The organism is Streptomyces sp. NPDC001514 (genome assembly GCF_053597075.1).
Genome location: NZ_JBSFHO010000001.1, coordinates 230,498 through 250,439, shown reverse-complemented (window position 1 = coordinate 250,439; position 19,942 = coordinate 230,498). Strand labels below are relative to the sequence as shown.

Annotated in this window: 18 protein-coding genes; 5 read left to right on the top strand and 13 right to left on the bottom strand. The window is 70.0% G+C overall.

The features are described from left to right. Positions 1-84: 84 nt before the first annotated feature. Entirely contained in the window at positions 85-3,006 is a 2,922-nt protein-coding gene (locus ACWCXB_RS01075) for a UPF0182 family membrane protein (protein WP_450718180.1), read from the bottom strand. A gap of 146 nt (positions 3,007-3,152) precedes the next feature. Between ACWCXB_RS01075 and ACWCXB_RS01070 the strand changes: the two genes are divergently transcribed. Then, positions 3,153-3,710, top strand: a complete 558-nt coding sequence (locus ACWCXB_RS01070; protein WP_450717634.1) for a PPA1309 family protein — start codon at positions 3,153-3,155, stop codon at positions 3,708-3,710. Positions 3,711-3,781: 71 nt separating this feature from the next. Here the strand turns inward: ACWCXB_RS01070 and ACWCXB_RS01065 are convergent, their stop codons facing one another. The 3 genes from ACWCXB_RS01065 to ACWCXB_RS01055 all read right to left on the bottom strand — a co-directional run bounded on the left by ACWCXB_RS01065 (position 3,782) and on the right by ACWCXB_RS01055 (position 6,979). Beyond that, the gene (locus ACWCXB_RS01065) at positions 3,782-4,870 is read right to left on the bottom strand and encodes a YlbL family protein (RefSeq protein ID WP_450717632.1); all 1,089 of its coding nucleotides are present in this window, start codon (positions 4,868-4,870) and stop codon (positions 3,782-3,784) included. A gap of 410 nt (positions 4,871-5,280) precedes the next feature. Continuing rightward, positions 5,281-5,742 carry a molybdenum cofactor biosynthesis protein MoaE gene (locus tag ACWCXB_RS01060; protein ID WP_450717630.1) on the bottom strand — a complete coding sequence of 154 codons (462 nt, stop codon included), beginning with the start codon at positions 5,740-5,742 and terminating at the stop codon, positions 5,281-5,283. A gap of 124 nt (positions 5,743-5,866) precedes the next feature. After that, entirely contained in the window at positions 5,867-6,979 is a 1,113-nt protein-coding gene (locus ACWCXB_RS01055; protein WP_450717628.1) for an SDR family oxidoreductase, read from the bottom strand. A 244-nt stretch (positions 6,980-7,223) separates the two neighbouring features. Between ACWCXB_RS01055 and ACWCXB_RS01050 the strand changes: the two genes are divergently transcribed. Further along, positions 7,224-8,681, top strand: a complete 1,458-nt coding sequence (locus ACWCXB_RS01050) for a zinc-dependent metalloprotease (RefSeq protein ID WP_450717626.1) — start codon at positions 7,224-7,226, stop codon at positions 8,679-8,681. Continuing rightward, positions 8,678-9,199 carry an NUDIX hydrolase gene (locus ACWCXB_RS01045; RefSeq protein ID WP_450717624.1) on the top strand — a complete coding sequence of 174 codons (522 nt, stop codon included), beginning with the start codon at positions 8,678-8,680 and terminating at the stop codon, positions 9,197-9,199. The genes ACWCXB_RS01050 and ACWCXB_RS01045 overlap by 4 nt, the downstream gene beginning before the upstream one ends. 74 nt (positions 9,200-9,273) lie before the next feature. Here the strand turns inward: ACWCXB_RS01045 and ACWCXB_RS01040 are convergent, their stop codons facing one another. The 4 genes from ACWCXB_RS01040 to ACWCXB_RS01025 all read right to left on the bottom strand — a co-directional run bounded on the left by ACWCXB_RS01040 (position 9,274) and on the right by ACWCXB_RS01025 (position 13,067). After that, positions 9,274-10,029 carry an AIM24 family protein gene (locus ACWCXB_RS01040; protein WP_450717622.1) on the bottom strand — a complete coding sequence of 252 codons (756 nt, stop codon included), beginning with the start codon at positions 10,027-10,029 and terminating at the stop codon, positions 9,274-9,276. A gap of 19 nt (positions 10,030-10,048) precedes the next feature. Continuing rightward, positions 10,049-10,729 carry an AIM24 family protein gene (locus ACWCXB_RS01035; protein ID WP_450717620.1) on the bottom strand — a complete coding sequence of 227 codons (681 nt, stop codon included), beginning with the start codon at positions 10,727-10,729 and terminating at the stop codon, positions 10,049-10,051. Positions 10,730-10,742: 13 nt separating this feature from the next. Next, positions 10,743-12,359: a TerD family protein gene (locus tag ACWCXB_RS01030; protein ID WP_450717618.1), complete on the bottom strand. Its 1,617-nt coding sequence runs from the start codon at positions 12,357-12,359 to the stop codon at positions 10,743-10,745. Between the two features lie 111 nt (positions 12,360-12,470). Then, a complete protein-coding gene (locus ACWCXB_RS01025) occupies positions 12,471-13,067 on the bottom strand; it encodes a M48 metallopeptidase family protein (RefSeq protein ID WP_450717616.1) in 597 nt (198 codons plus the stop codon). A 235-nt stretch (positions 13,068-13,302) separates the two neighbouring features. Between ACWCXB_RS01025 and ACWCXB_RS01020 the strand changes: the two genes are divergently transcribed. Both ACWCXB_RS01020 and ACWCXB_RS01015 read left to right on the top strand, forming a co-directional pair. Further along, positions 13,303-14,457: a ThiF family adenylyltransferase gene (locus ACWCXB_RS01020; RefSeq protein ID WP_450717614.1), complete on the top strand. Its 1,155-nt coding sequence runs from the start codon at positions 13,303-13,305 to the stop codon at positions 14,455-14,457. A gap of 42 nt (positions 14,458-14,499) precedes the next feature. Further along, positions 14,500-15,912 carry an ABC1 kinase family protein gene (locus tag ACWCXB_RS01015; protein WP_450717612.1) on the top strand — a complete coding sequence of 471 codons (1,413 nt, stop codon included), beginning with the start codon at positions 14,500-14,502 and terminating at the stop codon, positions 15,910-15,912. A gap of 60 nt (positions 15,913-15,972) precedes the next feature. Here the strand turns inward: ACWCXB_RS01015 and ACWCXB_RS01010 are convergent, their stop codons facing one another. The 5 genes from ACWCXB_RS01010 to ACWCXB_RS00990 form a co-directional block, all read right to left on the bottom strand. Next, on the bottom strand, positions 15,973-16,170 hold the full coding sequence (locus tag ACWCXB_RS01010) for a hypothetical protein (RefSeq protein ID WP_450717610.1): 198 nt from the start codon (positions 16,168-16,170) through the stop codon (positions 15,973-15,975). Between the two features lie 126 nt (positions 16,171-16,296). Continuing rightward, positions 16,297-16,620: a hypothetical protein gene (locus ACWCXB_RS01005; protein ID WP_450717608.1), complete on the bottom strand. Its 324-nt coding sequence runs from the start codon at positions 16,618-16,620 to the stop codon at positions 16,297-16,299. Continuing rightward, positions 16,617-16,985: a WhiB family transcriptional regulator gene (locus tag ACWCXB_RS01000; protein ID WP_351226385.1), complete on the bottom strand. Its 369-nt coding sequence runs from the start codon at positions 16,983-16,985 to the stop codon at positions 16,617-16,619. Before ACWCXB_RS01000 ends, ACWCXB_RS01005 begins: the two co-directional genes overlap by 4 nt. A 169-nt stretch (positions 16,986-17,154) precedes the next feature. Then, a complete protein-coding gene (locus tag ACWCXB_RS00995) occupies positions 17,155-17,487 on the bottom strand; it encodes a hypothetical protein (protein ID WP_450717606.1) in 333 nt (110 codons plus the stop codon). Positions 17,488-17,652: 165 nt separating this feature from the next. Further along, positions 17,653-19,833 (bottom strand): ATP-dependent DNA helicase UvrD2, encoded by a 2,181-nt coding sequence (locus ACWCXB_RS00990; RefSeq protein ID WP_450717604.1) that lies wholly within the window; start codon positions 19,831-19,833, stop codon positions 17,653-17,655. Positions 19,834-19,942 lie beyond the last annotated feature (109 nt).

Genomic DNA, 19,942 nt, shown 5'->3' with positions numbered 1-19,942 from the left:
GACCACTTTCCGGAGGTGACTGCCCGGCGGCCCCTCGGCCACCGGGCAGTCAACCGCTCGGCCTGCGGTCCGTCCCTGTGACGGTCAGTCTCCCTGCGGCGGTGACTCTCCCTGCGGTGGTGACTGCGGCTGCTGGGACTGCTGCGACTGCGCCGCGGCCGCTCGCTCCAGCGCCGCCTGCAGGTCGGCCTGGGCCTTGCCGTACGCCGCCCAGTCGTTCTTCTTGAGCGCGGCCTGACCCTCCTCGTACGCCTTCTGCGCGTCCGCGATGGCCTGCTTCAGCGCCGTGTCACCGGTGACCGGCGGCTTCGTCGTGTCACTCGGCGGCTGCGGCGTCGTGGGCGGCTGCTCCGCGCCGTCGACACCGAAGACCGCGTTCAACGCCTCCGCCAGGCTGTCCTTGAAGACCGGCTTCCCGCCGTACGAGACGGCCACCTTCTTCAGCAGCGGGTAGTTCGCGGCGCCACCTCGGGCGTACACCGGCTCGACGTAGAGGAACCCGCCGTCCAGCGGAACCGTGAGCAGGTTGCCGTAGTCGATCTCCGAGTCCGTACCCCTCAGGTCGCGGACGAACGTCGCGACCTCCGGCACACTGTTGAGCTCACTCTGCACCTGCGAGGGCCCCTGCACGGTCGACGTGACTCTGAGCAGCCTTATCGAGCCGTAGTTCTTGCTGTTCGCATCGGCGTCGACGGCCATGAACGCACCGAGGTTGGGGCGCCCGCTGGGCGTGAACGTCGTCGTCAGGGAGAACTTCTGCGCATTCTCGCCGGGCATCTTGAGGCTCAGGTAGTACGGCGGGACGGCGCTGCTGTCCTGGTTCGTCGGGTCGTCCGGCACCTGCCAGGCGTCACTGCCGCTGTAGAACTGCTCGGGGTCCGTGACGTGGTAGCGGGTGAGCAGCTCGCGCTGGACCTTGAACATGTCCTGCGGGTAGCGCAGATGGGCCAGCAGTCCCGGCTCGATGTCGCCCTTCGGCTTCACCGTGTCCGGGAAGGCCTTCATCCAGGTCTTGAGGACCGGGTCCTCCGTGTCCCACTGGTACAGGTCGACCGTGCCGTCGTACGCGTCGACGGTGGCCTTCACGGAATTGCGGATGTAGTTGACCTGGTTCTGCTGCGCGACGACTGCGCGCTGGCTGTCGGTCAGCGAGTCGGCCGTCGTCTCCCCCAGCGTCGTACGCGAGGCGTAGGGGTAGCCGTTCGTCGTGGTGTACGCGTCGACGATCCACTTGATGCGGCCGTCGACCACCGCCGGGTAGGCGTCGCCGTCGATGGTGAGCCAGGGGGCCACCGCCTCGACGCGCTCCTTCGGCGTGCGGTTGTACAGGACCCGCGAGCCCTCGCCGATCGCTCCCGAGTAGAGGATCTGCGGCTCGTTGAAGGCCACCGCGTAGGCCGCGCGGTTGAACGCGCTGGAGAGGTCGACCCCGCTCCTGCCCTTGTAGCTGGTGGTCTCCTCACCGTTCTTCTCGTAGTCGAGCTCCTTCTGCGGGCCGCCCACGATCGAGTACTGCTCGGTCTTCTCGCCGTAGTAGATCCGCTGCTCGTACTTGCCGAGCTGGCCCGTCGTCGGCAGTCCGGACTCGGTGAAGTCGGGCGCGCCGACCGTGCCCTGGTCGGGGTCCGTGACCGTGCTCGTCCCCTTGGCCGCGATCGCGCCGTAGCCGTGGGTGTAGGTGAAGTGGTCGTTGATCCAGTTGCGCTTGGGGATGCCCTTGATGTTGAGCTCACGCAGACCGATGACCGTGTCCTGCGGCTTTCCGTCGGGGCCCGTGTACCGGTCGACGTCCAGGGTCGCGGGGAACTGGTAGTACTTGCGCTCCTGCTGGAGCTGCTGGAAGGCGGGCGAGACGACGTTGGAGTCGACGAGCCGGTAGCTGGCGGCGGACGTCGCCTGGTCGCGCTGCTCCGCCTTGCGCTTCGGGTCGCCCTTGCCGGTGTAGTTCTCGGCCTTGGCCTTGTCGATGCCGTACGCCATGCGCGTGGCGTCGATGTTCTTCTGGATGTACGGGGCTTCCTTGGCCTGCTCGTTCGGCTGGACCTGGAACTTCTGCACGATGGCCGGGTACAGGCCGCCGATCAGGATCGCCGACAGCACCATCAGGCCGAAGCCGATCACCGGCAGCTGCCAGGTGCGGCGCCACAGCGTCGCGAAGAACAGCACCGCGCAGATCACGGCGATGCAGAAGAGGATCGTCTTGGCCGGCAGATACGCGTTGGCATCGACGTACCGCAGGCCCGTCCAGTTGCCGGTCGCCTTGAAGTCACTGGACTTCACGGCCAGGCCGTACCGGTCCAGCCAGTACGCCACGGCCTTGAGGGCGACGAAGAAGCCGAGCAGCACCGACAGATGGCCGGTGGCGGCGGCGGTCGCCCGAGCGCCCGGGCTGGTGATGCGCAGCCCGCCGTACAGATAGTGCGTGAGCGCGGCCGCGATCAGCGAGAGCACGGCGGCGGCGAAGCCGAAGCCGAGCAGGAACCGGTACCAGGGAAGATCGAACGCGTAGAACGCCACGTCCATCTGGAACTGCGGGTCCGTCTGCCCGAACGGCACACCGTTGACCCACATCAGCCACGTGCGCCACTGGGAGGAGGCGGAGGCTCCGGCGATCAGCCCGACGAGCGCGGTGATCGCGAGGAGCACCCACTTCTTGTACGGGGCGATGCCCATCCGGTAGCGGTCGAGGCTCTGCTGCTCCATCGACATCGCGCTCAGGGGCGGGCGCAACCGGTGGGCCAGCCAGATGTTCACACCGATCACGGCGGCCATCAGCAGGCCGAAGACGGCGAACAGGCCGATCTTGGTCCAGAGGGTGGTGGTGAACACCGACGAGTACTTCACCGAGCGGTACCAGAGCCAGTCGGTCCAGAACCCGGCGAACATGACAAAGGCCATGGCCAGGACGGCCAGCACACCCAGGGTCATGAGCAGGGTGCGGACCCGCCGGGACGGCCGGCCGACTCTGATCCGTGGCCCGGTAGGGCCTCCGCCGCGGTCCGGCATCTGGAAAGCCAACGTGCGCCCCTCGAGTTCGCTGTCGTGTAAGTCGTGTGTAACGCAGGCCCAGCGATCGTAGGGCCCACACATGGAACTTGCTGAGGCTTTACCTAGTTCCCGACTTCGGGCCCGAAGGAGGCAGGATATTGACCATGTCCAACGTTTCCCCCTCTGGCCCCCCGATGGCCGCGAGCCCGCTCACGCGAGCGGTGCTCGAGATCGACGAGTACGCGTCCGGCCTCGGCTGGGACCAGCCGGCGAGGCTCTTCGCCCTCGTCGACACCACGTATCTGCGCGCACAGGAGCCGGGCCTCGCCGCCCAGCTCGGTCTCGACGAGGGTGAGGCGGCCGCTCCGCTGACCCCGGTCGAGCAGGACGAGATCCCCTCGGGCACCGCGCTCGACGAGTTCCTCGCGACGATCGCCTGGCCCGACGCGGTGGCGGGCTGCGCGCTGACGGTGGAGCGGCTGATGCTGCCGCCGTCCGCCGAGACGTCCGTACCGGAGGGCCTCGACGAGGCCGGTCTGGCGAAGTGGGTCGCCGGGCACCCGGACCGCCAGGAGGTCCGGATGACGGTGGCGGTGCTCCGCGACGGCGCGCGGGAGTCGGCGCTGAGGCTCCGGGAGAAGGACTCCCCGACGGAGGTCCTGACCGGTTCGGACCTGGTGCCGGGGCTCGCCGAGGCACTGGCCGCGACGTTCGAGGCGTAGCTGCGAGGCGGGGGGCGGGCCGTGGGAGCGCCGGGGGCGTGCTCAGCTGAGGGCGCGCCCCCGTCGCCCGGTCAGCCTGTGGAGCAGCTGGGCAGCCCCGCCGTGTCGCCGCTGCGGATCTTCTCCAGGGACTTCGTGGCGTCGTCGATGGTCTTGACCCTGACCAGGGTGAGGCCGTCCGGGATGTCGGAGGCGGCGGACTCGCAGTTGTCGTTGGGCGTCAGGAAGTACTCCGCCCCCGCGTTCCGCGCGCCGACCAGCTTCATCTCGATGCCGCCGATGGGGCCGACGACGCCCTTGTCGTCGATCGTGCCGGTGCCTGCGACGAACTTGCCCCCGGTCAGATCGGCGGGGGTGAGCTTGTCGACGATGCCGAGCGCGAACATCAGTCCGGCGCTCGGTCCGCCCACATCGGCGAGCTTGATGTCGATGGTGAACGGGTACGTGTGGTCCGTACCGGCGGTGATGCCGACGATGGCCCGGTCGCCCTCGTCCGACTTCACGGTGGTCACGGACACGTCCTGCGCGGCGGTCGGCTCCTTGCCGGCCTTCTCCGCGGCGGCCGCTTCCTTCGCCGGAACGATCGAGAAGACCACCTTGCCGCCGGGATCGTGCTTGGTGACGGCCTTCGCGACATCGTCCGGCGCCTTGACCGGCTTGCCGTCCACGGCCTTGATCACATCACCGGCGTGCAGCCTGTCCTGAGCGGGGCTGTCCTTGCGGATGGAGGAGACGACCACACGTGTGCTGACCGGGATCCCCAGCTCCCGCAGCGCCGCGACCTTCGCGCTCTCCTGGGACTGGGTGAACTCCTCGGCGTTCTCCTGATTGGACTGCTCCTCCGTCTTGCCGTCCGGATAGAGGATCTCGTGCGGCACCACCACGTTGTCGTGGGCCAGCCAGCCGTAGACGACCTCGGCGAGGTTCATCTTGTAATCCGCGCCGGTGACCCGGACCGTCGTCATGTTGAGGTTTCCGGACGTCGGATACGTCTTGCGTCCGGAGATCTGCAGCACCGGCTCGCCGCCGGACTCGCCGAGCGTGTTCACCGTGGGTCCGGGGGTCATCTCGGAATAGGGCGGCGTCATGAACACGCCCACACAGAGCAGCACAATGAGGACGAGGGTGGAGGCGAGCATCGTCGCAGTGCGGCGTGGCATGGAACGACAGTACGGGACTGGTCTGTCAGTGCACCCGTCGGGCCGGTCCGTACGGGGCCCGTGAGGGAGGGGTTGTGTCAGGCGGCGTCCGAGTGGGAGTGGGACTTCTCCATGGCATCCCGGAAGCGGGCATAGCCCGCGAGCTCGGCCACGTCCCCGGTGGTTCGATTACGCGAGGCCCAGCTTCCCCATATCGCTGCGCCGATGGCAGCGATAAGCGGAATCAACAACCAGGCAAGTGCCGCCATCCCGACCTCCCAACCCCATGAGCTGGAGCAACTGCTGCAACAGCTGACCGATCAGCAGATTAACCATCCGTCGGTTCAACGCTGGTGCCAGGGGGGCGGTTACGCAAATCGACTCGCCCTGCCTGCCGGCAGGGAGCCCCGTCATTCATCCCGACGACGGTGTCAGCAGGCCCCCACCCACTCCTCCGTACCGTCGGAGAAACGCTGGTGCTTCCAGATCGGGACCTCGTGCTTCAGGTCGTCGATCAGCTTCCGGCAGGCCTCGAACGCCTCGCCGCGGTGCGGGCACGAGACCGCGACGACCACGGCCAGATCTCCGACCTCCAGATCGCCCACACGGTGGATGGCGGCCAGGGCGCGGACCGGGTACTCCGCAGCCACCTTCTCGGCGATGCGCCGCATCTCCGCCTCAGCGGTGGGGTGGCAGGAGTAGCCCAGCGTGTCGACGTCGGCGCCGGCGTCGTGATTGCGCACGGTGCCGACGAAGAGCGCCGTGCCTCCGGCCGCGTCGTCGCCGACGGCGCGGAAGACCTCGTCGACGGAGAGCGGGGCGTCGCGGATCTCCAGGAGGCGGATGGGGTCCGCTGCCGCCTGCTCACCGGGGTGCTCGTTCGTACGTGCCATGGGCCCATCGTGCCGTACGCCGCTGACATCGCGGAATAGCGCTTTCGACCGGGCGGGCAGGGCCGTGCTTGGAGCCTCCTACAGGCCTGCGGGGACAAGGGAGGCACGGGCATGGGCGTCGCCCTCAGAGGCCGCGCCGTTTGCGGGCACGCCGTACCAGCGCGGCCGTACCGAGCAGCGCGACGGTCGCGCCCGCGGCACCGGCGGCGGCCGTGGCGTCCTTGCGGCCGAGACGGCGGCCCGCGACGGTGTGCCGGCCCTCGACCTCCTCCAGGAGCGCGGCGAGCACCTCCTCGTTCGTCCACTGCGGCCGCCACCCGGCGTCGTGCAGCCGGCCGACGCTGACCACCCAGGGGTGCATCGTGTAGGCGAGGTCCCCCGCCGGGGACGGGGTGAGGCCGATCCGGTGCAGCCGCGCCGCCGCGCCGAGTGCGACCGCCGAGGGCAGCTCCATGCGGCGGATGCCGCTGAGCTCCTCCACCTCCTCCTGCTCCAGCCAGCCGTCGCAGCCCACCGCGAACTCACCGTCGACCTTCTCCAGGGCCGCGTACTCCAGGGCGCTCACCAGGTCCTCGACATGGCAGAACTGCCAGGTGGGACGGGATCCGGCGACCACGAGCAGACGCGGCGACTCGAAGTAGCGCGTGAGGGCCGTGTCAGTACCGCCCACCAGGACGGCGGGCCTTACCACCGTGACGTTCAGCCCCGGGTGCGCGCGGGGCGCGCGGCGGCCCAGGCGTTCGATCTCCAGCAGGTCGCCGACGCCGGTGGCCTCCGCCGTGGCGCGCAGCTCCGCGTCCTCGGAGAGCGGGATGTCGTTGTCGGGCAGTGCCCCGTAGACCATGGCCGAGGTGCACAGGACGACCCGGTGGACGCCCGCGGCCGCCGCGGCGGTGAGCACGGTCTGGGTACCGCGTACGTTGTACGCGGTACGCGCCGCCGGGTCGGTCTCCAGGTCGAGGTCCAGCGCGAGGTGGACGACGACGTCGGCGCCGCGCAGCTTCTCGGCGATCGCCGGGTCGCGGACGTCGAGAATGTGCCAGTGCGCCTCGGGGACGTCGCCACGCCGCTCGTCGATGGCGATGACCTGCTTGATCTCGTCGGACGCGACGAGGCGCCTGGTCAGCAGGTCGCCGGCGCCCGATGCGGCGCCGGTGACCGCGACCACGGGGCCGCGCCCCATGGCCGGGGTTGAATGGTTTCGCGCTGCGCGAACCTGCGGATCTGGGGAACTCACCGGGCGTCTCCAGCGGTTGTCTTCAGTAGGTACGCGAATGACGCGTACGTACCAGGTGGCGTCCATCCTGCCGCAGGCCATGAGTCGACGGAGCATCTAGCCCTTGTCCGGCCCGGATGTCGAGCGATGCCTGGCCGGCCGGGGCGGCGACGCCGCTCCGGCCGGCGGGGCGCCGCTTAGGCTGGTGGTTGTCGGGCAGTCGCCGCCGGCAGGAAGCCGGCGGCCCTACGAGCCGAGGAAACCCGTGAGTGACACCCCATTCGGATTCGGCCTTCCGCCGGAGGAGCCGGAGAACGGCGACGAGGGCAAGAAGAAGGACCCCGCCGGAGGTGGGCAGGGTTCCGGCGGCCAGAGCGGCGGCCCGGCAAACCCCTTCGCTTTCGGGTTCCCCGGTGCCGGGGCGGGCGGTGCGGAGAATCCGTTCGCCGCGATGTTCGGTTCGCTGAACCCGACCGACCTCGGCGCTGCCTTCCAGCAGCTCGGCCAGATGCTGAGCTATGAGGGCGGCCCGGTGAACTGGGACATGGCGAAGCAGATCGCCCGCCAGACCGTCTCCCAGGGCACGCAGGACGGCACGAAGGACGCGAGCGTCGGCCATGCCGAGCGCGCCGCCGTGGAGGAGGCCGTCCGTCTCGCCGACCTGTGGCTGGACGGCGTGACGTCGCTGCCCTCCGGTGCGAGCACCGCCGTGGCGTGGAGCCGCGCGGAGTGGGTCGAGGCAACCCTCCCGGCGTGGCAGCAGCTCGTCGACCCGGTCGCCGAGCGCGTGGGCCTCGCCATGGGCGATGTGCTGCCCGAGGAGATGCAGGCGATGGCGGGGCCGCTGATCGGCATGATGCGCTCCATGGGCGGCGCCATGTTCGGCCAGCAGATCGGTCAGGCCATCGGCGTGCTCGCGGGCGAGGTCGTCGGCTCGACGGACATCGGACTGCCGCTGGGACCGGCCGGCAAGGCCGCCCTGCTTCCGCTGAACGTGGAGACGTTCGGCAAGGACCTCGGTGTCCCCAAGGACGAGGTGCGGCTGTATCTGGCCCTGCGCGAGGCCGCCCACCAGAGGCTCTTCGCCCATGTGCCGTGGCTGCGCTCGCATCTGTTCGGCGCGGTGGAGGGATACGCACGCGGGATCAAGGTCGACACGAGCAAGCTGGAGGACGTCGTCGGCCAGTTCGACCCGGCGCACCCCGAGCAGCTGCAGGAGGCGCTCCAGCAGGGCATGTTCCAGCCGGAGGACACCGCTGAGCAGAAGGCGGCGCTGGCCCGCCTGGAGACGGCGCTCGCGCTGGTCGAGGGCTGGGTGGACGCCGTGGTGCACGATGCCGCGAAGAACCGGCTGACCTCGGCGGACGCCCTGCGCGAGACGCTTCGTCGGCGCCGCGCGTCCGGTGGCCCGGCCGAGCAGACCTTCGCCACGCTGATCGGTCTCCAGCTGCGTCCGCGCCGGCTGCGGGACGCGTCCCGGCTGTGGGCGTCGCTGACCGACGCGCGCGGGCTCGACGGCCGTGACCGCCTCTGGGAGCACCCGGACATGCTGCCGACCGCGTCCGACCTGGACGACCCGGACGGCTTCGTGCACCGCGAGCAGCTCGACTTCTCGGAGCTGGACAAGATGCTCGGCGAGGCTGCCAAGGGTCACGACAAGGGGCAGGACGCCAAGGGTCGGGACACGTCCGGCCGGGACGACGAGGACGACACCGACAAGTGAGCCTGTACGACGACGCCGTCCGCGTACTCAAGGCGTACGAGGACCAGGAAGAGCTGCGCCAGACGTATCTGGATCACCTTGATGCCCACCCCGACGGCATGTGGAAGGCGTGTGAGGCCGGGCATCTGACGGCCAGCGCGCTGGTGATCGACCCGGAGCGCGGGCAGGTGCTGCTGACGCTGCACAAGAAGCTGGGCATGTGGCTGCAGATGGGCGGCCACTGTGAGCCGGGGGATTCGACGCTGACCGCCGCGGCGCTGCGTGAGGCGACGGAGGAGTCCGGGGTGCGTGGCCTGACACTCTTGGCGGGCGGCCCGGTGAGGCTGGACCGGCACCCGATTCCGGCGCCCTGCCACTGGCATCTCGATGTGCAGTACGCGGCGCTGGCGCCGTCGGGCTCCATCGAGGAGATCAGCGACGAGTCGCTGGATCTGCGCTGGTTCGCGTACGATGAGGTGGCGGACGTGGCCGACGATTCGGTGGTGCGGCTGATGGAGCGGACACGCGCGAGGCTGTAGCCGCGAGCGGTGAGCCACCAGCAGCTGGGTAAGGGGCGGTCGCCACCTCGCGACCGCCCCTTACCGATGTGCGGCTAGTTCCAGGCGTTGTTCTGGTTCTGGCTGTGAGAGCCGTGCTGGCCCATGCCGAACTGGGCGCGCATGCCCTGGCCGATCTGGGCGTTCTGCGGCGGGAGGACCTCGCTGGGCTGGACGAGGGCGAAGCCCTGTCCGAGGAAGCTCAGCTCCCAGCCCTCCCCCGTGTTGCCCCGGCGGCGCCAGACGCCCGTGGAGTGCGTCTGGGACTGCATCTGGACGCGCAGCGAGGACGACCAGGCGACGATCGCGTCGGCGTCCACGTTGACGTACTTGTCCGGGGTGACCTGCATCATCAGCGGCTGGCCCGAGGTCATCAGGGCGACTTTGCCCCGTCCCGAGATGTTGAGCTGGTACTTGCCGGAGCCGGAGATGCCGTACTGGCTGTCCACGGCGATGACCTCGGTGTGCAGCGAGGAGTCCAGCGCCAGCACGTAGGCGCTGTCGACGGTCATGCCCTCCTGATCGACATCCACTACGTGGATGTACTGCGCGAGGTTGGCGAGATAGACCGTGCCCTGGCCGGAGCAGCGCATCAGGTCGAGGCCCTCACCGGTGTGGGCGCGGGCACGCCGCTGGCCCTGTGACTGGTACTCGCCGTCGAAGTCGATCAGCCCCTGGTAGGCGACCATGGCGCCCTTGCGGGCGAGGACGTCGTCCTGCCCGGTGAGCGCGACCCGCAGGAGCTGCGGGTTCTGGACGACGTACCGCTCCTGGGACTGCTGTTCCGCGTAGCTGAAAAGCGGGCTCTGCATGGTGTGTTCTCGCTCCCCCTCAGCGCCGGATCCGCAGACGGTCGGTGCTGTCCTCACTCGGCTGTACGACGACGATTCCCTGGCCGGAGAAGGCCATCTGGTACGCCTCTCCGCTGCCCCGCCCGATGAGGGACGAGGCCTTGAAGCTGCGCTTGCCCTTCACCTTCAGGTTCGGCGACCAAGCGACGAGGGCGTCCGGGTCCACGTAGGTCTCGTCCTCGCCGCGGCCGCAGTCGACGACGATCGGGGTGCCGCGGGAGGTCAGCGCGACCCAGCCGGTGCCCGCGATCTCGACGTTCCACAGCCCCTGCCCGGCGAACTTGGCCAGGCCCTTGACGCGCTCGACGCCCCACTGGAGGTGCGCGTCGAAGGCGAGCACATTGGTGCCGTTGACGGACAGAGAGTCGTTGTTGAGGTTGATGACGACGACGTCCGCGCCGTAGTCGGCGAGGTAGAGCAGTCCGTCGCCCGAGCACTTCATGATGGGTGCGCCCTCGCCGGTCACCCACTGGGAGGCGATCTGCCGGACGGCGGGCGGGTTGGGCTCGTACTGGACGAAGCCCTCGTAGGCGACCATCGAGCCGGTGCGTGCATACAGGTCCTGGCCGGAGGCCATGGCGACCTTGAGCATCGTGCGGCCGTGGTTCTCCATCCGGGCCGTGACGGGTGTCGGGGCGTAGCCCGCGAGTTGCTGGTTCATTCTTCGGGCTCCCTCAGACCTCGTACGGCTGGACGACGATGAAGTTGCCGGGGGCGCCCCGGAACTGCAGGTTCACGGTCTCTCCGCTGTGGCCGGGATATGCGTTGCGGCGGAGCCGGACCTGGCTGGAGAGGATCACCTGGGACGCGGACGACCAGGCCACGATGGCGTTGGAGTCGGCGAACGTGGTGGGGGTGACGGGGAGCACGACCGGGACGCCATGGGTCTTCACGACGACCGTGCCGGTGCCCTGGAACTGCATGGTGAACAGGGCGCCGCCGGGAATGCCGTGGCCTTCGATGCGGCGGACCTCGTGCTGGAGCGACTCGTCGAACGCGAGGACGTTCTCCGCGGAGACGCAGATTCCGTCGCCCTGGAGCTCGATGGGGTGCAGATGCGCACCGTTCTCGGCGAGGAAGACCTGGCCGCGGCCCGTACAGCGCATGAGCTGCATCTCCTGGCCCGTGGCGTTGCCGACGACGCGACCGGCGAAACCGGCGCTCTTGTAGCTGAAGTCGACCTTGCCCTGGTACATGACCATGCTGCCCTGGCGGGCGAGCACGGGTGTGCCGCCCATGGCGAGATCGACCCGCATGAGCTGCTGGTTCTGCGGGGTCCAGCGCTGGCCGGTCGGCTGCTCCTTGTACGGCTGGAGGGCGGCCTGGAGTCCGGCCCCGGTCTGGGGCGCTCCCTGGGGCACGCCGGGCTGACCGTACGGGGCGGGCTGCTGGCCGTACGGGGCAGGGGCGCCCGGGACCTGCCCGGGGACCTGGCCCGGGACCTGGACGCCCGGGAACTGGCCGAACTGCGGCTGCTGCGCGGGCTGTCCGTACGGGGACGGCGGGGCCTGCGGCGGAACCGTGCCGGCGGGCGGAGTCATCGGTGCGGCGATCGTCGGCGCGGCGTGCATCTGCGGGTTCACCGGCGCGGGTGCGGGAGCCGGGGCCGGTGCCGGAGCGGGGGGCGCCCCGAACGCAGGGGCGGGCTGCGGAACTTGAGGGACCTGAGGCGCAACGGGCGCGCCGAACGCGGGAGCGGGGGCCGAAGCCGGCGGGGCGAACCCCGGCGCGGCCTGCGGTGGCTGCTGGGCCGCGGGCTGCTCCTCGGCGACCTCGCCGCCGAAGTTCTTCAGCAGCGCGTCGAGACCGCCGTCGAAGCCCTGGCCGACGGCGGCGAACCGCCATACGTCCTTGAGGTAGAAGTCACCCAGCATCACGGCACGTTCGGTGGAGAACTCCGAGCCTGTGAAGGCGTACCGGACGACCTCCTCACCGCCCGCCACGATCCTGAGGTACCCGGGGCCGATCTGGGACATCTGCCCGGCACCGTCGATCGTGGCCGTGAAGGACAGCTTGTGGATGTTCGCCGGGATGCGGTCCAGCGTGACCCGGAACGACTCGGTGTCACCGGCCTGTGCGCCGAGCAGCTGGACGGACTCCTCGGGCGACTTCGGCTGGTTGAAGAAGATGAAATACCGGTCGTCCGAAAGCTGCTCGTTGGCGTCGAGACCGAAGCAGCTGATGTCGAAGGTCAGTCCGGGCGCGGCGATCTGCACACCTACGTACAGGTCGGTCCCCGGAGTCAGATCACTGATCTTGGCCTTGTGGCCTCGTTGGAATTCCCTGGCCATGCGTAACGACCGTCCCCCATCCCGACGAAATACGAATACGTCGCGCCAGGCTAACGGCTGGGAACGACAATGAGCCAAGTCGGGACACCTTCGGTACAGGATCGGCGAAACTCACCCTCCGCGCGCGGCAGGCACATGGGGGAGGCGCTCCGCCGCCACCACACCTTCGAGGTAGCCCCGGGCCCGTTCGGTACGCGGGTACGCCTCGAGGAGCCGCCAGAAGCGCGGCCCGTGGCCCGGCACGAGCAGATGGGCGAGCTCGTGGACGAGCACGTAGTCGACGACGTACTCCGGCATGCCCTGAAGCCGGTGCGACAGGCGGATGCTGCCCTCCGCCGGAGTGCAGGACCCCCAGCGGGTGTTCTGATTGGTCACCCACCGCACCGACGCGGGCCGGGCGCGCCCGCCGAGGTACTGCTCGGACAAACGCTCCGCGCGCTCGACCAGTTCGGCGTCCCCCAGGGTCCGCTTGCTCTCCTGGGCGGCCAGCTTGTCGAGCATCACCGACACCCAGCGCCGCTCCTCCGCCTCGGACATCCGGGCCGGGATGAGGACGATGGTCCGGTCGCCCTCCCGGTACGCGGAAACCGTTCTGCTGCGCCGGGCGCTTCTGCGGACCTCGACCGCGCTCGTCGCGGCGGAGCAGGGCGAATGTCGGGTCACGCTGAGCTGCTGGCTTTCGGCGCTGTGCGTTCGGTCGGCGGACACGCCCCGACGTTACCCGCTGTCAGGGCGGGAAGTCCCGCCCCCGGGTCGGTTCGAACTTGATCCACTCGACGGCGTGCACCATTTGAATGACTAATGTCCGATGCCTGTGGATAACCTTCCGCAGCCGCCGCCGGGTCCGTGCATTCTGATGCCAGAAAGATCCGCCCGAAAGACCGATGGGTGGAACAGAGACGGAACAGGGTCCGAACAGGACCGGTACGGGGGCGGTGCGGATATGCATCCGATGGTCAAGCCGGCGCTTCGGCGTGCCTGGCGGAATCTTCAGTACGTGCAGTTCGGTGCGACGCCGGCGCATGCGGTGGTGGTCGGTCCGGTGGACACGGCGACCGGGAGCCTGCTCTCGCTCTTCGACGGGACGCGCGGGCTGCCCCGGCTGCGCGAGGAGGCCCGGGCGATGGGGCTGCCCGACGGCCAGGTGGACACGCTGCTGGGCCGGTTGACGGAGGCGGGCCTGGTCGAGGATGCGACGGGTGGCGGACCGGCGGCCGATGCGTTACGGCAGCGGGCGGGCGCCACGGTCGACCGGCTCAGGTCCGACCTGGCCTCGCTCTCCGTCGTCCATCCGGAACCGGGAAGCGGGATGGCCCGGTTGGCCGCCCGAGGCGCCATGCGGGTCCAGGTGCGGGGCGCGGGCCGGGTCGGGGCGGCGCTCGCTGCGGTGCTGTCCGCCTCGGGTGTGGGGCAGGTCGAGGTGCTGGACGGCGGGCATGTGCAGCCATGGGACGTGGCGCCCGGTGCGCTTCCGGCGGAGACGATCGGCGAGCGCAGGCATGCGGCGGCGGACCGGCTCGTGCGCGGGGCCGCCCCGGTCAAGGCGCCCCGCGCGGTGCGGCGTCCGCCCGGTGGTCCACCGCCGGACGAGCCCCCGCTCTCCCTGGTCGTGGTCGCTCCCCGGGACGGTCTCGCGGCGTACGCACCGGATGCCGGGGCCGCCGAGGAGTGGATCGCCACCGGGACTCCCCATCTGTACGCGGGGGTTGTGGAGGCGACCGGTGTGGTGGGGCCGCTCGTCCTGCCGGGTGGCAGCGCGTGCGCGGGGTGCCTGGAGCTGGCCAGGGCGGAGCAGGATCCGGCTTGGCCGCGCATGCTGGCGCAGTGGCGCTCGGGCAGCCGCGGCGAGGGGGCGGGGCCCTGCGACGTCGGCCTCGCCACCGCGGTCGCCGGGCTGGCGGCGGCACATGCTCTGGCGTTCCTGGACGGCGATCTGCCGGCGAGCACGGGGGCGCGGTGGGAGGCGACACTGCCGCTGCTGGACTGGCGCTCGGAGCAGTTCACGGGTCACAGGGACTGTGCGTGCGGTGCGGCCGGGCAGACTGAGGGGGAGCGCGCCTCGGGGGCCGGGACACCGCAGGACACAATGGCCGGGTAACCGCCGCACGCAGCACGGCAGTCTGGGTTTTGGAGGGGCGTAATGTCTGATCTTCCCCGGAAAGCGGTCACCCGCACCGCCAAATTGGCCGCTCTGCCACTGGGCTTCGCCGGCCGGGCCACCTGGGGCCTGGGCAAGCGGATCGGTGGCAAGTCCGCGGAGATCGTCGCACGCGAGCTGCAACAGCGCACGGCGGAGCAGCTGTTCAAGGTCCTCGGTGAGCTGAAGGGCGGTGCGATGAAGTTCGGGCAGGCCATGTCCGTCTTCGAGTCGGCACTGCCCGAGGAGATCGCCGGACCCTACCGGGCAGCGCTGACCAAGCTCCAGGACGCCGCTCCCCCGATGCCGACGAGCACGGTCCACGAGGTACTGGCGGAGCGGCTGGGCGAGGACTGGCGCGAGCTCTTCCTGGAGTTCGAGGACAAGCCCTCGGCGGCCGCCTCGATCGGCCAGGTGCACCGGGCGGTCTGGCACGACGGTCGCGAGGTCGCGGTGAAGGTGCAGTACCCGGGGGCCGGTGAGGCGCTGCTGTCGGATCTGACCCAGCTCAGCCGGTTCGCACGACTGCTGGGCCCGCTGATCCCGGGCATGGACATCAAGCCGCTGATCGCCGAACTCCGGGACCGGGTCTCCGAGGAGCTGGACTACGGACTGGAGGCCCAGGCCCAGCGGGAGCACGCGGCGGAGTTCGCGGACGATCCGGATGTCGTGGTGCCGGATGTGGTCCATCAGAGCGACCAGGTGCTGGTGACCGAGTGGATCGACGGGATACCGCTCGCCGAGGTGATCAGCGACGGGACGCAGGAGCAGCGGGACCGAGCCGGACAGCTGCTGGCCCGCTTCCTCTTCTCCGGCCCGGCGCGCACCGGGCTGCTGCACGCGGATCCGCACCCGGGGAACTTCCGGCTGCTCCCGTCGGACGACGGGAGCGACGAGCGCGGCGACGAGCGCGGCGACGGGGAGTGGCGGCTGGGGGTGCTGGACTTCGGCACGGTCGACCGGCTGCCAGGCGGGCTTCCCGCGACCATCGGCGATTCGCTTCGGATGACCTTGGAGGGCGAGGCCGAAGCGGTTTACGGGCTGTTGTGCGAGGAGGGTTTCGTCAAGGAGTCGATCGACCTCGACCCGGAGACGGTGCTCGAGTATCTGCTGCCGATCATCGAGCCGGCCGAGGCGGACACCTTCACATTCACCCGCGGCTGGATGCGGAACCAGGCGGCACGGATCGCCGACCCCCGCTCCCCCGCCCATCAGTTGGGCAAGCAGCTCAATCTGCCGCCCGCCTATCTGCTGATCCATCGCGTGACGCTGAGCACCATCGGGGTGCTCTGTCAGCTGAACGCGACGGTGCGCCTCCGCGACGAGCTGGAGGCATGGCTGCCGGGCTTCGTGCCGGAGGCGGAGAGGGACGCGGACCCGGAGGCGGACGGGGACGAGGTACTCGCGGGGGTCTGAGCCACCGCAGCCTCCGTCACCGCAGACTCGTCACACCGGGGTCTCCGTGACCCGGGTCCGTCACCACCAGGCGGAGTCGAGCCGTCCCTCGATGGCTCTGATGTTGGCGCGGGCGCACTCGTCGCAGAAGTAGTGGCGCCGACCGTTCTCCACGGAGCAGGTCCAGGTCGGTGGAGTGTCCTCGGCGACCTTGCCGCACCGGGAACACACGACGTTCTCGGCACCCGGCTGGACAGGGTGATGAGTCTGCTGGTCCACCTCGTGACGATAACCCCGTGCGGGGCTACCGGCAGGGACAACGCACCGCGGGGGCCGGTCCGTTCGGACCGGCCCCCGCGGCAGGAGGTGTGCATACGGAGTGTGCGGCTGGGTTGTGGTCGTCGGCTACTGCATGACGGCCATGGCCAGCGCGCGGCGGGCACGCATCGACACGCGCTCGGCGCGCCGCTGCATCCGACGGGCGGCGAGCAGGCGCGCGGCCTGACGCTCCACGTCGGCTTCCCGCAGGCGCTCATGCATATGCGCACGAGCCAGGGCTTCTGGGATGAGTTGCATCTCTCGGGTCCTGTTCTGACGCGAGGCGTTCGCGCCGATGGTGGTGACGGCTGGGGTGGCGGAGCCGTTCGGCTCGCTCGTGGAAGAGGTCATCGGGGCCTGCTTCTGGGGATCGTGCGTGAGGGGACGGTCGATGGTGCCGGCGGCGATCATGCCGCGACCGGGTTCTTGCGCGGGCGGCCACGCGGCCGCTTCCGGGCGACGACGACACCCTGGACGAAGAGCTCTCCGCCCCAGACACCCCACGGCTCACGCCGCTCCTTGGCGCCTGCGAGGCAGGCCTCCATCAGCGGGCAGGTCCGGCAGAGGGACTTGGCGTACTCGACATCGGCCGGCGACTCGGCGAAGAAGACCTCCGGGTCGTACGAGCGGCAGGGGACGGGCACGCCGAGGTTCTCGATGGCGTCGTCGAGCGCGGTCAGCGCGGTGAGCGGGGTCAAGGTGGAGTCCTCCGTGAGGCCGGGCGGGGGGATCGTTTCGGAAGGCGGTACGGACGGGGCGTGCGCTTCGAGTTGCACGGTGGTGTTTTCCTCGTCTGGTCGGTCCGGTCTGTTGACCGGGCTTCGGCTGGTACCGGGTCTTGCTGGTCCCGAGGCCCCTTCGGCTGTTTCCTCATCGGGGAAAACAGAAGGGCCGCGGATCCCTGGTGGGGTTCCGCGGCCCTGAAGGCGCCGGCCTGATGGCGTATCAGGCTGGATCACTCCAGGGTTCGAGCCCACGGAAGGCCCACATCGTGTGGTGCTGCGTCGTCTGCTTCTTGGTGCCGGCACTGGCCGCCGCAAAGGCATAGGCCTTGGCCTCTGCCGCTGCTACTCCTGCTTCCAGTGCCTTGGTCGGTCGCTCATTGCGCTCCCGGACGGGCAGACCCGCAGGGAGGGAGACCGGAAGCACGGCCGAGAAGCCGGACAGACCGGTGCCAATGAACGCCGAACCGGAGAGGCCGAGCGAGCAGGCGGAGACGACCGAGCGATCGGTCATTTTGGCGGTGGTGCGGATGAAGCTGGTGTTGATGCTGATCACTGGAATCGCCTCCTCTCGGCGTCTCTGGGACCGGCCGAGGCCGATCGCGCGTATTCGGATAAGTACAGCACGAGGACAGGGCTTCAGAGAAGCCGCTGTTCTCGTGGTTAAGAACCTATGGGGATGACTGGGGCGGGCGCAAACTATTTTTTCGACGAGTTTGTATCAGTCACCCTCGTCGCCTCCCCCAACTTGCTGACCTGCACAGATGGCAAGGACATCGGCCCCGAAACGCTCCAGCTTGCGCCCGCCGACGCCGGAGATGCCGGCGAGCTCGCCCTCGCTGCCGGGCACGGCCTCCGCGATCGCCATCAGGGTCTTGTCGGTGAAGACGCAGTACGCGGGCTGGCCCAGCTCCTTGGCCTGCTCGGAGCGCCACTCGCGGAGCCGCTCGTACAGCGCCTCGTCCATGTCTGACGGACAGTCCTCACACCGCATCAGCTTCATCTCGCCGGCGTCGGTGAGCGTCTTGCCGCACACCCGGCACAGAACAGGCCCACGCCGCTTGCGCCGTCCGGCGGAGCCGCTGCCGCGCTCGATGCCACCGGCGCCGCCCGCACGGCCCGCGCCGGGTGCGGCGGAGCCCGGCCGCAGTCCGGCCAGGAAGCGGGTGGGACGGCGGGAGGCCCGGCCACCCGGCGAGCGGGACAGCGCCCAGGACAGCGACAGATGGAGCCGGGCGCGCGTGACCCCGACATAGAGCAGCCGCCGCTCCTCCTCCACCTGCTCGTCGGTCTTGGCGTAGGTGATCGGCATCATGCCCTCGGTGAGGCCGACCAGGAACACGGCGTCCCATTCCAGGCCCTTCGCGGAATGGAGCGAGGCGAGGGTGACGCCCTGGACGGTCGGGGCATGCTGGGCGGCCGCTCGTTCATCGAGCTCGGCGACCAGATCGGCGAGCGTAGCCCCCGGCCTGACGCGGGCGAAGTCCTCGGCGAGCCGGACCAGCGCGGCCAGGGACTCCCAACGGTCGCGGACGGCACCGGAACCTGCCGGGGGTTCGGTCGTCCAGCCCTTGGTCGAGAGCACCGCACGGACCTGGGCCGTCAGGTCCTCCGCATCGTCGAGCAGCGGGTCGTTCCCCCCGGCACGGGCGGCGCCGCGCAGGGCCACCCCGGCCTCCCGCACCTCGGCGCGCTCGAAGAACCGCTCGGCGCCGCGCAGCTGGTACGGCACACCCGCGTCGGCGAGGGCCTGCTCGTAGACCTCGGACTGGGCGTTCACACGGTAGAGCACCGCGATCTCCCCGGCCGGGACGCCGGCGGCGATCAGGTCACGAATGCGGTGGGCGGTGCCCTCGGCCTCGGCTGGCTCGTCCGCGTACTCCGTGTAGGCCGGCTCGGGGCCCGGGTCGCGCTGCGAGATCAGCTCGAGCCGGTGCTCGGCGGCGCGGCCGCGGGCCTGGCGCAGCAGACCGTTGGCGAGGTGCACCACCTGCGGGGTCGAGCGGTAGTCGCGGACGAGCTTCACCACCGTCGCGTTCGGGTGGCGGGTGCGGAAGTTGAGCAGATGGTCCGGGGTGGCTCCGGTGAAGGAGTAGATCGTCTGGCTCGCGTCGCCGACGACGCACAGGTTGTCCCGGTCGCCGAGCCACAGATCCAGCAGCCGCTGCTGGAGCGGCGACACGTCCTGGTACTCGTCCACCACGAAGTGCTGGTACTGACGGCGGATCTGCTCGGCGATGTCATGACGGTCCTGGAGGATGCCGACCGTGAGCAGAAGGACGTCCTCGAAGTCGATCACCGAGCGGTCGCGCTTCAGCTGCTCGTACAGCGCATAGATCTGGCCGATCTCCGCCGGGTCGCGCGGAGCGTCCCTGAGCGACTTGGCGACCGCGGCGGGATAGTCGGCGGGCACGGTCTGGGTGACCTTGGCCCACTCGATCTCGCTGGTCACGTCCCTGAGCTCATTGCGGTCGAGCCTGATCCGGCAGCGCGCGGCGGCCTCCGCGACCAGCTGGACCTTCCGCTCCAGCAGCCGCGGCAGCTCACCACCGACGGCTTTCGGCCAGAAGTACTGGAGCTGGCGCAGGGCCGCCGAGTGGAACGTGCGGGCCTGCACCCCGCCCGCGCCGAGCTGCCGCAGCCGGCCGCGCATCTCCCCCGCGGCGCGGTTGGTGAACGTGACGGCCAGCACACTCGACGGCTGGAGTATCCCCGCCCGCACCCCGTACGCGATGCGATGGGTGATCGCGCGCGTCTTGCCCGTACCGGCGCCCGCCAGGACGCACACCGGGCCGGTCATGGCGGTCGCGACCTCGCGCTGCTCGGGGTCGAGCCCGTCGAGCACCGCGTCCGCCGACTCGGGGACGTGAGGGAAGAGAGTGGAGTGCGTTGCTGCTGTCACCCCGCCATGCTGCCAGGTCCGGCGAGATCACCGGGACAGTTGTCCACAGGGGAGCCGCACCGGTCGTACCAATGCCGGGAATGGGGATGGTGTCGCGTACGTTCGAGTA